Origin of the sequence: Parvimonas sp. D9, from assembly GCF_035282565.1 — a bacterium.
Lineage (GTDB): Bacteria > Bacillota > Clostridia > Tissierellales > Peptoniphilaceae > Parvimonas > Parvimonas micra.
The window spans coordinates 36,825-51,229 of the sequence record NZ_JAYKBM010000002.1 but is presented as its reverse complement, the minus strand read 5'-3'; the positions used below and the strand labels follow the sequence as shown (position 1 = coordinate 51,229).

General features: G+C 27.8%; 13 protein-coding genes and 1 CRISPR repeat array. All 13 genes read left to right on the top strand.

The features are described from left to right. Positions 1 to 32 precede the first annotated feature (32 nt). Positions 33 to 773 carry a CRISPR-associated endoribonuclease Cas6 gene (cas6, locus tag VJI94_RS02470; RefSeq protein ID WP_324008205.1) on the top strand — a complete coding sequence of 247 codons (741 nt, stop codon included), beginning with the start codon at positions 33 to 35 and terminating at the stop codon, positions 771 to 773. After that, positions 773 to 2,299 carry a type I CRISPR-associated protein Cas8a1/Csx8 gene (gene cas8a1 / locus VJI94_RS02465; RefSeq protein ID WP_324008204.1) on the top strand — a complete coding sequence of 509 codons (1,527 nt, stop codon included), beginning with the start codon at positions 773 to 775 and terminating at the stop codon, positions 2,297 to 2,299. Before cas6 ends, cas8a1 begins: the two co-directional genes overlap by 1 nt. Before the next feature lie 12 nt (positions 2,300 to 2,311). Next, positions 2,312 to 3,214 (top strand): type I-B CRISPR-associated protein Cas7/Cst2/DevR, encoded by a 903-nt coding sequence (cas7i, locus tag VJI94_RS02460; RefSeq protein WP_324008203.1) that lies wholly within the window; start codon positions 2,312 to 2,314, stop codon positions 3,212 to 3,214. Continuing rightward, positions 3,204 to 4,322, top strand: a complete 1,119-nt coding sequence (gene cas5, locus VJI94_RS02455) for a CRISPR-associated protein Cas5 (protein WP_324008202.1) — start codon at positions 3,204 to 3,206, stop codon at positions 4,320 to 4,322. Before cas7i ends, cas5 begins: the two co-directional genes overlap by 11 nt. A gap of 8 nt (positions 4,323 to 4,330) precedes the next feature. Further along, entirely contained in the window at positions 4,331 to 6,697 is a 2,367-nt protein-coding gene (gene cas3, locus VJI94_RS02450; protein WP_324008201.1) for a CRISPR-associated helicase Cas3', read from the top strand. A gap of 8 nt (positions 6,698 to 6,705) precedes the next feature. Further along, positions 6,706 to 7,200, top strand: a complete 495-nt coding sequence (locus VJI94_RS02445) for a CRISPR-associated protein Cas4 (RefSeq protein WP_324008200.1) — start codon at positions 6,706 to 6,708, stop codon at positions 7,198 to 7,200. Between the two features lie 9 nt (positions 7,201 to 7,209). Further along, positions 7,210 to 8,202 (top strand): type I-B CRISPR-associated endonuclease Cas1b, encoded by a 993-nt coding sequence (gene cas1b, locus VJI94_RS02440; protein WP_150263067.1) that lies wholly within the window; start codon positions 7,210 to 7,212, stop codon positions 8,200 to 8,202. 2 nt (positions 8,203 to 8,204) lie between these two features. Next, entirely contained in the window at positions 8,205 to 8,483 is a 279-nt protein-coding gene (gene cas2 / locus VJI94_RS02435) for a CRISPR-associated endonuclease Cas2 (RefSeq protein WP_029948750.1), read from the top strand. Positions 8,484 to 8,760: 277 nt separating this feature from the next. Further along, positions 8,761 to 10,561: a CRISPR direct-repeat array (repeat unit 30 nt; unit sequence GTTTAAATAGAAACATACTGTAATGTAAAT). A 165-nt stretch (positions 10,562 to 10,726) separates the two neighbouring features. Next, on the top strand, positions 10,727 to 11,011 hold the full coding sequence (locus VJI94_RS02430; protein WP_086432337.1) for a CD1845 family protein: 285 nt from the start codon (positions 10,727 to 10,729) through the stop codon (positions 11,009 to 11,011). Positions 11,012 to 11,100: 89 nt separating this feature from the next. Then, complete coding sequence (locus VJI94_RS02425; RefSeq protein ID WP_324008198.1) at positions 11,101 to 12,129, top strand: DUF6017 domain-containing protein; 1,029 nt, start codon at positions 11,101 to 11,103, stop codon at positions 12,127 to 12,129. Positions 12,130 to 12,131: 2 nt separating this feature from the next. Continuing rightward, positions 12,132 to 12,617, top strand: a complete 486-nt coding sequence (locus tag VJI94_RS02420; protein ID WP_324008197.1) for a PcfB family protein — start codon at positions 12,132 to 12,134, stop codon at positions 12,615 to 12,617. Beyond that, on the top strand, positions 12,614 to 13,345 hold the full coding sequence (locus VJI94_RS02415; RefSeq protein WP_086432334.1) for a BRO family protein: 732 nt from the start codon (positions 12,614 to 12,616) through the stop codon (positions 13,343 to 13,345). Before VJI94_RS02420 ends, VJI94_RS02415 begins: the two co-directional genes overlap by 4 nt. Further along, positions 13,335 to 14,378, top strand: a complete 1,044-nt coding sequence (locus VJI94_RS02410) for a type IV secretory system conjugative DNA transfer family protein (protein WP_324008196.1) — start codon at positions 13,335 to 13,337, stop codon at positions 14,376 to 14,378. Before VJI94_RS02415 ends, VJI94_RS02410 begins: the two co-directional genes overlap by 11 nt. Positions 14,379 to 14,405 lie beyond the last annotated feature (27 nt).

Sequence of the window (14,405 nt, the reverse complement as noted above, 5' to 3'; positions counted from 1 at the left end):
ATAAATAATTAATATAAAGAGAGGTGTTTGTTATGAAAATCGTTTTAAAATTTAAAACAGATAATAATTTCATCCCTAAAGATTATCATCGTTTTTGTATTAAATTTTTTAAAACAGCGGTATCAAATTATTCTGATGGTAATTTTTTTGAAAAGTTTTTTGGGGATGATTATATCAAAAGTGATGAAAAAAAATATTCATGGGCAGTTAAATTTTTTAAACCCAAATTTTTTTCCAACAGAATTGAAGTTGGAGAAAATAATTTTGAGATTACTTTTAAAGCTCCAAAAACTGATGTTGGAACTATCTTTTTCAATTCGTTTTTAGAATATAAAGACAAGGAATTTAAAATTTCTGAAAATAATTTTATAGTTTTAACAGATGCTAAAATTGTCAATGAAAAAAAGATTGTGGGAAATTGTGCAAGATTTAAATTTTGTTCTCCTCTTGTCATTCGTGAGCATAATAGAGAAGAAAATACAGACAGGCATATAACTGTTTGTGATGAGGATTTCTTTGATAAATTTAAAGAAAATTTAAAAATTCATTTTCCAAATTATTCCAACGCTATTGATGATATGAAGATGGATATTTCTGAAATGAAAAAAGCTGTTGTACTTTTTTATGGATTGTATATTGATGTTAGTTTAGGAATAATTATAATTAATGCCGATAATAGCTTATTAAACGAAATGCTGATTTCGTCAGTCGGAAGTAAAAATGCTTCAGGTTTCGGACTATTACAGCTTATAGATTCTTGGGAGATGATTTAATGATAGAAGATGAAGGTAATTTTAACGGATATGATAGAAAATTAGAATTTTCTGATTGGAGATTTTCAACAGCTGCAGTTGGAATTATAAGGTATCTAAAATATCATAAACTCAATTATTCAACAGAATATAATGGAAGAAGTGATGTGCTTTTATATAATTTTGATGATATAGATATATCAAAAAATGAAGAGAAATATTATGAATTTGCAGAAGAATATTTTAAAGATAAAATGCATCATAAAAGGTTGGAAAATCTTTTAAATTCTGAAGATTTTGATGAAGAAAAAGTTAAAAATTTAAAAAGTTTTTGGAATACAATAATGAAAAATACATTTAAAAATGATGAAATTTCTATAAAAAACAAGGATAATATTTTATTGAAAATATCTGATAATAAGCTTGAATTAATAAAAAAGACATTTGAAGGGGCAAAATCAATGTATTCGAAATTTTGTAATCCAAGTTGTATGGGAAAAGAAAAACAAAAAATATGTAGGTTATTGGGATATTATGTTGATCAAGGGAGAAAGACAAAATCTTTATCATTCAATTGGGACTATAATACCTATGTGTTTGAAGATTATTGCGAATTTGATTATATTCCTTTTGCGTTCTCAAAAGGAGATAGTTCGTTTTTTATTAATAATAATTTTTCAACCGATATGTTATTAAAATCAAATGATTATTTAACAGATGAAAATTTGGATTTAGATAAAAAAAATTCAGTTGGAATATTTGAAAACTTTAAGTTAAATTTATTTTTTACCACAAAAAATGTCTCAAGATTTTTAGATTATGAAGTTGAAATAATATCTAAAAATATGCAGATTAAAAATGGTAAAAAGGAAAATAAGGAATATTTTGAAACAATGTTTTTACGAAATTCCGCTATTGGAATTTTCGAAAAAATTTCAAATATAAAAGATGATAATATTTTTAAAGCAATAAACAATCCTTGTAAATTGAGGACTGATGAATATGAACCGATTTTAGATGAAGTTATTGATTGTATCCTATATACTAAGTATTTGGATTATCTAATTGATAAGCTCCTTAGAGATGGCAGTAAGCCAAAAAATAAAGATAACAAAGAAAACAAAATAGATAACCATAGTTTTTTAATTAGTCAATTAATTAGAATAAACCAAAAAATATATGAAGGAGTTGATATTATGGTGAATAACAAAAAAGAAAAAGAGCAATTGGAAAAGGAAGAGAAACAAATGAATTTTAATTTGTTTAATGCCAGAGAAAGTGCAGAAAAAGTCGTTTTTAAATTAAAAGATACGCCTAGAAAAATCGATGCATATAGGAATAAATTAATTTCCTGTTTGACTTTTAAAGATTATGAAAAGTTTTCAGTAACGTTACTTCAACTTTCATCTTATAGTTCTGTAACATTTGATTTTGCATATTATTTGTTTAAAGATTTTGAAAAAAATAAAAATGTAGCATATACATTTGTAAATGCATTACGTGTTAAAGAAGATAATAATAAAAATGGAAATAATGAAAATAAGTAGGAGGATTAAAAAATGGAAAATAAAGAAAAGAAAAATTTAGGATTAACACTTACTATTGTATGTAATATTACTTCAAATTATGGAGAAACTTTGGGGAATGCATCATCTGTACAAAAAGTTTTTAAAAATGGTAAAATTTATGCTACAAGAAGTAGAGAAAGTATGAAAAATGCAATTATGGCTCAAAGTGGAATGTATGATGATTTGAAGGTTGTAGTTGATAAAAAAGTAACTCAAAAAGAAGTTACTGAAGAAATGAATGCATCAAATTGCAGAGCGCTTGAAGGCGGATATATGAATACTAACAATTTAACAGTTATAAGAAAAAGTTCATTTTATTTAACAGATGCAGTTGCGTGTGATGAATTTGTTAATGAAACAAGATTTCACAACAATTTATGTTTAGCATCAACTTATGCAAGAGATAATGGAATAAATTTACAAGAAAAAGCAGGAGAATCAGGACTTATGCCATATCAATATGAATTTGATAAGTCACTAAAGAAATACAGTATAACATTTGATTTAGACAAAGTGGGTGTTGATGAAAATTTTAATGCAGAGGCGGAAGTTTCTGAAAAAATTGAAAGAGTAAATTTAATATTGGAAACAATAGAAAACTTATCATTAGTCGTTAAAGGGAATCTTGATAATGCAGAACCTCTAATGATATTTGGAGGAATTGGAAACTGTAAAACTCACTATTTTGATAATGTCGTGAATGTTACAAAAAGCACACTAAAAATAACTGATGAATTGATTGAAAGGCTAAATAAAGAAGATTATAAAATAGCATTTATTGAAGGTGGAAACTTTGTAAATGAAAAGGAAATAAAAGAAAAGTTAAATCCTATAAGTGTTACTGAATTTTTTGAAAAGTTAAAAGGGGATGTAAAAAAATATTATGAAGGATAAACTTTTAAGGATAAAGTTACATCAAAATAAAGCTAATTATAAAAAAGAGGAAACTTCAGAAAATAAAATGACTTATCCACTTCCACCTTATTCAACCATAATCGGTGCAATTCATAATGCTTGTAACTATAAAGAATACAAAGATATGGATATAAGTATTCAAGGTAGATTTCAATCCTTAGGGAAAGAAATGTATAAGGATCAAGCCTTTTTAAATAATGTTATGGATGATAGAGGAATTTTAGTTAAATTAAAAAATCCTGATACTTTTAATGAAGGATATAAAATTATTGCTAAAGCCTTAAAACCTCAAGGAAATAGTTTTAAGAATCGGACTACTATAGATATATATGTTGAAGAAGAATTGAAAGAATACATCAGAATATGTAATCTAAGAGAATTTTATCAAAATAAGTCAGATGATTTTAAAATTTTTGAAAAAAGTATAAAAGATGAAATTTCTAAACTTAAAATGAGACAAAAACAATTTGATAAGAAATCAGAGGAATATAAAAATCTTTTGTCTGAAATTAATGATTTAAATTCAAAAATAAAGCTTGAAAAATTACAATTTGATGAAGAGAAAAATAGTAAATATGCAATTCCGTATTCTTATTATGCTTCATTAACTACTTCTATTAAATATTATGAAGTTCTTTATGATGTAGATTTGGTAGTTCATATTAGGAGTTCTAAAGAAGTTTTGGATACTGTTGAAAAAAACATATACAATTTAACATCACTTGGAAGAAGTGAAGATTTTGTAGAGATAAAAGAAGTTAAATTTGTTAATATTTATGAAGATAATCCGAATGATATTGAATTTATATATAATAGTGGATATGTTCCTACAGATGCAATTGAACAAGAAACAATATTTTTAAAAGATATTTTTAAAGAGATAACTGAAAGAATAGAAGCCAGAGGTACTAATTATTATATTAATAAAAATTATGAAATACAAGATGGAAAAAGAAAATTTAAAAAGTACAGAGTTGGTTATTTATCTGAATACAAAATAGACTTTGATGAATTAAAAGAATATAATAAATCCACAGATAAAAATATTTATTTGGATGAAGATGGTTATATTGTTAGTTTAGTTTAGGGGATTAAATGGAAATTTTCAAAAATAGATTTATAGCAGAGTCACTTGCAAAACCGGATGAAACTATTGAAGAGCATACAGAAAACTTATTAAAATGTTTAGAATTACTTATAAGTTTGAATTATGTAGATACTGAAGATAGTAAAATTTTAGAAAGAGCAATCATATACCATGACGTAGGTAAGGCAGATTTTTTATTTACTAAAAGGCTTAAAAATAATACTAAATTTGATAAGTTTAAAGAGGTTCCTCACAATATATTGTCATACTATATGATGTATATTGATTTGAATAATTTTTCTAAAAGTTTTTTTGATGAGAATAGTTTGGCATCTTATGCAATTTTTAATCATCATCATTATATTGATAATTTTAAATATATAACTTGTGAAGACAATAGAAAGTTGATATTGGAGAGACTTTTAAATATTTATCCTGATTTAGACAAGAATCGAAAAGAAAAATTAGATAGAAATTTAAAAAAGATTAAAGATTCTTATAAAGAAAATCAAATGGACTTTATAAAAATTTTAGGATTACTTAATAAATGTGATTATTCTGCAAGTGCTCATATTCCTGCTGAATTTTATCCTAATTTTCTGGAAAAAGGATTGGATAATTTATTAAATAATTGGAAAAGAAAAGATGACAAAGCTAATTGGAATGAATTACAAAATTTTTGTAAGGAAAATAAAAAAGAAAATTTAATAGTTATTGCACAAACAGGAATGGGAAAGACTGAAGCGGGATTACATTGGATTGGTGATACCAAAGGCTTTTTTGTGTTGCCTTTAAAAACTGCTATAAATTCTATTTATAACAGGATTACAAATAATATTTGTAATGGTGAAGAAATCGAAGAAAGGGTTGCATTATTGCATAGTGATACTTTGAGTATGTATCTTAAAAACTTTGATGGTGAAGATAATGATAAAATTTTATCCTATTACGAAAATAGTAAGAAGTTTTCTATTCCTTTAAATATAACAACTCCTGATCAGATTTTTGATTTTGTTTTTAGAAGTAAAGGATTTGAATTTAAAAATGCCATGATGAGTTATTCAAAGGTTGTTATAGATGAAATACAGGCATATAGTCCTGAACTTTTGGCAACTCTTATTCGCGGGATACAGGACATAATTGAAATAGGGGGAAAAGTTTCCATATTTACAGCAACTTTTCCACCTTTCATAAAAGACTTATTGGTTGTGGAAAATTTAGATTATTTGGACAAACAGGAGCAAAAATATAAATTTATTACTAAAGAATTTACAAATGATATGAAAAGACATAATGTAAAAGTAGTAGAGGAAGAACTTAATTCTGAATATATTTATAATCATTATGTGAAAAACAATTCAAATAATAAAAAATATTTAGTTGTTTGTAATACCATAAAAAAATCTCAAGAAATTTTTGCAGATTTGAAAGAAAAGGGATTAGTAAATATAAATATTTTACACAGTAAGTTTATAAAAAAAGAAAGAAATGAAAAAGAAAATAAAATAATAGAAATTGGAAAAACTGAAAATATAGGAAATGAAATTTGGATATCAACGCAAATAGTGGAGGCCAGTTTAGATATAGATTTTGATTTCTTATTTACAGAACTTTCAGATTTAAATGGCTTATTTCAAAGACTTGGTAGAGTTAACAGGAAAGGAAAAAAAGAAGTTAATGATTATAACTGCTATGTTTTTACAGAAATAAATAAAAATTTATTAAAAGAAAACAAAGATTCAAAAAAAGGATTTATTTATAAAGAAATTTATGATTTAAGTAAAGAAGCAATTAAACAAAAAGGGGATGGTATTTTAACTGAAAAGGATAAACAGAATTTAATAAAAGAATTTTTCACTTTTGAAAAAATAAAGGAGTCTGCATTTTTGAAAGAATACAAGGACAGATATAATTATATTAATATATCATTAAGAGATTTGGGAATAGAGGCTGAAACTAAACAGACATTTAGAGATATTATATCATTTAATGTTTTTCCTGTAGATGTTGAAAGAGGACTTTTAAATGAAAATGAGATAAATTCAGTATTAAATGAACTTAAAGATATAAAGAGCAAATTAATTTGCAGTGAATCTGAAGATGAAAAAATAGATTTAAAGTTAAAATATACTAAAAAATTAGACGAACTTATGAAATATACTGTATCTGTTGGTTTATATGATACTAAATATTTAAAAGAAAAAATTGAAATATCAAAAAATATAAACTTATACAAAGTATATTGTAAATATGATGAAAAAGGATTTATAAGATTGACTTCTGAAGAAGGTAAGTTGTTAGACGGTGTAGGATTTGAAAAAATAATTGATGTCAATAAAACAGATTATGAATATGAATATGATAGTTTTATATAGGTGATTTTATGGATAGAGAAATTACGGGGATAATGGTTTATTACAATTTTGTTTGTAAAAGGAAACTTTGGTATTTTTATAATGGGATTACAATGGAGCATACAAATGAAGATGTTTCAATAGGAAGATCCATTGATGAAGAATTTTATAGTGGAGAAGAAAAGCATATTAATGTAAAAAATATTATAAATATAGATTATATAAAAGATAAAAATATAATTCATGAAGTAAAAAAGAGTAAAGTAATGGAGGAAGCCTCTATTGAACAGATAAAATATTATCTTTGGATTTTACATAATGAAGGAGTTAAAGACATTACGGGAGTTTTGGACTATCCTCTTCTAAGAAAGAGTAAGATAATTAAATTGGAATTGCAGGATTTTGAAAAGATTCCAAAAATTCTGGAAGAAATAAGAACTTTGGTTGAAAGTGAAAGGCCTCCTGAATTTAAAAAGATAAAATTATGTAAAAATTGTGCATATTGTGATATATGTCTAATATAGGGAGGAGTTATGAAAAAAAGTTATTTTATATATTCTGAATCAGATTTAAAAAGAAAAGATAATACTTTACAGATTTGTACGAACAACGGAAATAAAAAAGATATTCCAATAGAAACTGTTTCAGATATTTATGTTATGACTGAAATGGGTTTTAATACGAGTTTGATAAATATACTTTCAAAATACGGAATATCTGTACATTTTTTTAACTATTATAATTTTTATACTGGAAGTTTTTATCCAAAAGAGCAAAATATTTCAGGTAAATTGCTTGTAAAGCAGGTAGAATACTTTTCTAATGAAGATAAAAGACTTGTTCTAGCAAAAGAATTTGTTAAGGGAGCAACAGAGGGAATTTTAAGAAACTTAAGGTACTATAATGAAAGAGGGAAAAATGTAAAAGAATTTATTGAGATTATTTCAAATTTAAAAAGACATATTGATTTACAAACCAATATTTCTGAACTTATGGGGATAGAAGGAAATATTCATAAAGTTTATTATGACTCATGGAATACAATTATCGATAAAGAAATAAATTTCGAAAAAAGAGTAAAGCGTCCACCGGATAATTTAATAAATACTTTAATTTCATTTGTAAATACACTAATTTATACGACTGTACTTTCACAAATATACATAACACAATTAAATCCTACTGTTAGTTATCTACATTCTCCCGGAGATAGAAGATTTTCACTTGCGCTTGATATAGCAGAAATATTTAAACCACTTATTGGGGATAGAATGATTTTTTCACTCTTAAATAAAAAACAAATTACAGAAAAGCACTTTATAGAAGGATTAAATTATCTTCAATTTACAAAACAAGGTTCTCAGATAGTTTTAAAGGAATATGAAGATAGATTAAATAAAACAATAAAGCATAAAACTTTAGGAAAAAGTGTAAGTTACAAATATTTAATTAGATTAGAGGCATATAAACTTGTAAAACATCTAATGAATGAAAAAGAATATGAAAGCTTTAAACTTTGGTGGTAGAAATGTATATAATATTAGTTTATGATATAGTGCTTGATGAAAAAGGTGCAAAAGTGTGGAGAGATACATTCAAAACTTGTAAAAAATATCTCTCTCATGTGCAAAATTCGGTATTCGAAGGAGAATTAACCAAATCCCAATTATTTACCTTGAAAAAATCATTAGCCAAAACAATAAGAAAAGATAGAGATTCACTAATAATATTTAACAGTAGAGACGAAAAATGGCTCGAAAAAGAAATCTTAGGCATAGACAACGGAGCTACAGATAATTTTATTTAAAATAATTATAATAGGAGAATATTCAATTTTCTATTATTGTCTCTTTTAATATATAATAATAAAATTAACATTAAATATATAAAAGTTTTATATAAATTTATAATTTGTCAACCATGAATATATTAAATACTTTGGTGATTCGACAGATTAAAAAATGTTAAAATTTCAAACAATTCTGTTTCAGTTAAAAAATTTAGTGGAAAATCTCGAAAAAATTTTGTATATAGACAGAATTGCCTTATTAATGGTAGTATTTTCAATATGTATAGAATTACCTGTTTAAATAGAAACATACTGTAATGTAAATGTAAAGACTAGAAACTTTGAAAATATGATAGCTTAGTTTAAATAGAAACATACTGTAATGTAAATAAAGATTATTGGCAAATTATATCGAAGAACAGGAGAGTTTAAATAGAAACATACTGTAATGTAAATAGTGATTTCCGCTTCTCTCTTTGCTAGAGTTTCGGTTTAAATAGAAACATACTGTAATGTAAATAGAAAATTCACAAAAGAGTAAAGAAACTATAGTAGGTTTAAATAGAAACATACTGTAATGTAAATACAAAACAAATGAAAATTTTTTATCTGAAGATAAAGTTTAAATAGAAACATACTGTAATGTAAATGAAGAACTAAAATTATTAAAAGAAATTTTAGAAAAGTTTAAATAGAAACATACTGTAATGTAAATTAAGTTCATTGTAACTTTTTCATCATCATAAATTTGTTTAAATAGAAACATACTGTAATGTAAATATCAAACAACAGAATCATTATTCCAAGACTTCGTGTTTAAATAGAAACATACTGTAATGTAAATTTGTAAAAAATTGACTTTGTACTGGTATTAAAACATCGTTTAAATAGAAACATACTGTAATGTAAATAATTTTAAAAAGAATTTTAATGATTATTTAGATTAGTTTAAATAGAAACATACTGTAATGTAAATTTAACCAAAAAAGAAAACAAAAAAGGAGAATAAAAGTTTAAATAGAAACATACTGTAATGTAAATTTCTATATTGAGTTTATGCTTGATGTAGATAAGTCAGTTTAAATAGAAACATACTGTAATGTAAATGAAGCTAGAGAAAGAAAGAAAAAGAGCCGAACTAACGTTTAAATAGAAACATACTGTAATGTAAATTTCTTCTCTCTTGTCTAATTCGTAAATGAAAAATAGTTTAAATAGAAACATACTGTAATGTAAATCTTTATGACATTATGTATCGTGGTATGGATAATAGAGTTTAAATAGAAACATACTGTAATGTAAATAAAAAATACGACGGATTTAAAGGCGAGTTTGACTATGTTTAAATAGAAACATACTGTAATGTAAATGTAACAACCATTTTTTCTGATATTTTTAAAATATTTGGTTTAAATAGAAACATACTGTAATGTAAATCTTGAAATAATTCTTGCAAAAGGTACTGCTTTATCGTTTAAATAGAAACATACTGTAATGTAAATAAACTTACTTTGTTTGATACACTATCCGGAACTATAGTTTAAATAGAAACATACTGTAATGTAAATAGTCTCCAAGGTCTAAAAAATTCCGGGTTACGTGCTGTTTAAATAGAAACATACTGTAATGTAAATTCTTGATTTGCTAAAACCAAGGCAGCAGAACCTGCTGTTTAAATAGAAACATACTGTAATGTAAATGTAGTAGCTGTGGTTGCGACAGTAGCTGTTGTTGCAGTTTAAATAGAAACATACTGTAATGTAAATAAAAAAACATCATACTCTCTAAGTTTTGTTTTTTCGTTTAAATAGAAACATACTGTAATGTAAATCTTGCAATTCCCTCTCTCAAAAATGTAAGAGTAACTCCGTTTAAATAGAAACATACTGTAATGTAAATTGGTTTTCTTGGAGGAATAGTTCTTCCTGTTATTATGTTTAAATAGAAACATACTGTAATGTAAATAAGCAAGATAAAATTGATGCACTAGCTCAAGCCTTGTTTAAATAGAAACATACTGTAATGTAAATATTTATCCTCAAAATGTTGAATTGATAGAATACAAAGTTTAAATAGAAACATACTGGGCTTGAGATATAATAGGGATACAGAGGAAAAAGCTTGATAAATAGGAGCTTTCAGCACTGTATCCCTATTTTTAAAATCAAACAAAATATCGAAAAGGAGGCTTTTATGATATGTAAAAAAATATTTCAAGCCATTATGTCAGTTATTCCATTAGCAAAGGCGGTGGAGAATAAATGAGATGGATCATTAAAATAATCTTGTTTCCGATCAGCCTATCGTTAAGTATCCTCACTGCATTTCTGACATTCTTGCTTAGCATAGGGACTGCGATACTGTACTTGCTCATGCTGATGTGTGTATTTGCTGCCATAGGCTCGTTCTTTATGCTACACAACACAAGAGCAGCAATAGAAGCACTCATTATCGGATTTTTAGTAAGTCCTTACGGAATACCGATGATCGGAGCTGTAATCATAGCGTTCCTACAAGGAATCAATGAAGCCATAAAATCAATATAAAAAATTTCATAAAAATGGTTACCAAAGGCGATGGATAAAAACTATCGTCTTTTTTAGTGGAAAAATATCATGGAAAGGAGAGCTTTTAGATGAGTATGTATTTATTTGATGAACAACCTATCGTTGCAAATAAGACATTGGCAAGAGAGATAGGTTTAAATGAAGCTCTTATCTTACAGCAAATAAACTATTGGATAGAAATAAATAAGAAATCCGGCAATAACTTCTATGACGGAAGATATTGGACATATAACTCAATAAGAGCATGGCAGGAAAAAGATTTTGACTATATGAGTTTCGATACTGTAAAAAGAACCTTTGCGAAGTTGGAAAAGGCAGGTTTTCTACTCGTAGGAAACTACAATAAAGATCCAAGAGATAAAACAAAATGGTACACCATAAATACTGAAAAACTGGAGGAACTTTATGCTGAAATTGAGAACAAAAAGAAAAAAGAAGAATTACAAGCCTTAGAAAAAGCTATGCCTAATGCATTAGGGCAAAATGCACCAATGGAAAAGTGCAAAATCCACCAATGCACAAGTGCAGATTGCACCAATGCAACAGAGCAAAATCTGCCAATGCAAAATGGCAATATGCCCCAACCATTACCAGAGAATACTACAAATAATTCATCAAAGATTACTACAGATATTTCATCATATAATTCCACCCATCATTCCGTCATAGATGCCGAGTATTCAGAACCAAGAAAAAGGATGGACGGAGAGGCGGAAATAGAAAACAAAAATATATATCAGAACTGCTTAGATGAGTTAAGAACACAGACAGGCTATTATGAACATCTTGAGTTGGGCAATAAATTTATAGTTAAAGACTTTGATGAGATATTAAAGATACTGGCAGATATTATGATACTTGATGATAGAGAGTTTGTTACAATCAATCAAACGAAGCTTCCTGCACAAATAGTAAAAGAAAGATTTAGAAAACTTAAATCAGAGCATTTGGAGTATCTGTCAGATGTTATTAAGGAAAATGAATACAAGATTAGGAATATCAGAGCATTTGTCCTAACAGCAGCATATAATGCACCAAGTGGGATAGATGCACATTACTCTGCCCTTGTAAGCTATGATATGAGAGGAGGATATTGAATGTGATTAACGAAGAAATTGCAAGAAAGACACTAAGCCTTGAGGTTAAGGCTTCCAAAGTAACCGGAAAACTTCTTTTAACGCTATTGAAAAAACTGATGAAAGAAGCGAAAAAACTTGGAGGACTTGAAAAGCTCGTTAAAGTAAACGGAAATGAAGTCAAGCTCAAGGATATGGCGAAAAAAGGACAGCTGGAAGAAATACCGGTAGAAGAAGCGGAACTGAAAGAACTGAAAAAAGAGCTTAACAAATATGGTGTTAAGTTTTCAGTGATGAAAGATAAGGAAACAGGCAAATACTCCGTATTTTTCCAAGCCAAAGATATGAAAATGATGGAGAAAGCCTTTAAAAATGCTCTTGCAACATCAGAAAGAAAGGCTGAGAGGAAAGAGTCCATTCACAAAAATATTGAGAAGTTTAAGGAGATGGCAAAAAATACTGTTTCTAAGGATAAAGTTAAGAATAAACAAAAGGAGCAGAGCTTATGAGCAGTTTGATAACATTTGAAAATATGGAATTCGGGAAACTCACTGTAATGGAAAAAGACGGTGAGTTTTTCTTTATCGGAAAAGAAGTAGCCGAAAAACTGGGCTATTCAAACACGAGAGATGCTTTGGTAAGACACATTGCGGAAGAAGATAAGGGAGTCGTGAAACACGACACCCTTGGTGGTAGACAGTCATTTACGATAATCAACGAGTCCGGTCTTTACTCTCTTATCCTATCTTCCAAGTTACCACAGGCAAAGGACTTTAAAAGATGGGTAACCACAGAGGTATTGCCGAGTATTCGTAAGAATGGCGGATATATCAAAAATCAAGAAAAAATGAGTAATGAAGAAATATTGGCAAATGCGGTACTCCTTGCCAATCACCTGATTGCTGAAAAAGAAAAAATCATAGAAGATTTAGAGCCGAAAGCCAAGTATTTTGATGAACTGGTGAATAACAATCTGCTGACCAACTTTAGAAACACAGCAAAAGAGCTTCATATCCCACAAAAGGTATTTATTCAGTTTTTGATAGATCAGAACCTTATTTATCGGGATAAGAAAAGTAGACTTCTACCCTATGCCAAGAACAACAAGGGATATTTTGAGGTGAAGGAATGGTGCAAAGAAGGCAGTGAAGCGGTCGGAATACAGACCTTTGTAACACAAAAAGGTAGGAACTACCTATTACTTTTGATTGGGGGTGAAGAGACTTGTGATAGATAAGATATTAAAGGACATTAAAGGCTTATTTAAGGTGCAAGATAAGGCAAAGTTTGTGAAACAAAACATTCCCTATCTTGCATTTTTCTATATTGGGAATATTTTCTCCTATCATGTGAGAAGCTATACCGGCGGAGATGTAATAGACAGGATATTTCAAGGAATACTTGAGCTTAATACGATGAGTTTTATCCCAAGCATACATCTTATTGATATACTGGTAGGAGTTGGAGTAGCAGCCTTAATTAAATTTATTGTCTATACCAAAGGTAAAAACGCCAAGAAGTTTAGACAAGGAAAAGAGTACGGCTCGGCAAGATGGGGAAATAAAAAAGACATTGAGCCATATATGGACGAGAAGTTTCAAAACAACATCTTGCTAACACAAACAGAACGACTGACAATGAATGGCAGACCTGCTAATCCAAAGTATGCAAGAAATAAGAATGTACTTGTCATAGGAGGTAGTGGAAGTGGTAAGACGAGGTTTTATGTCAAACCGAACCTTATGCAAATGCACTCGTCATATTGCGTAACCGATCCGAAAGGAACGATAGTCCTTGAGTGTGGCAAAATGCTTGAAGATAACGGATATGAGATAAAAATTTTAAATACCATCAACTTCAAAAAGAGCATGAAATACAATCCATTTGCCTATATTCGTTCTGAGAAAGATATATTAAAACTTGTTCAGACTATCATTGCAAATACCAAAGGTGAGGGAGAAAAGGCAGGTGAGGACTTTTGGGTGAAAGCCGAAAAGCTCTATTACACAGCACTTATAGGCTACATCTTCTATGAAGCTCCAAGAGAAGAAAAGAACTTTGCAACTCTCCTTGATATGATAGACGCTTCAGAAGTCAGAGAAGATGATGAAACCTATATGAATCCGATAGACAGACTCTTTGAAGCATTGGAAAAGAAAGAACCTACACATTTTGCGGTGAAACAATATAAGAAATACAAATTGGCAGCCGGAGTAATAGAATTAAGAAGAACACTTCATCACTATTTGAGTGAAAAATGTTTTGCTTAATTCTTTTTTTATTGAAGAATTTGAGCG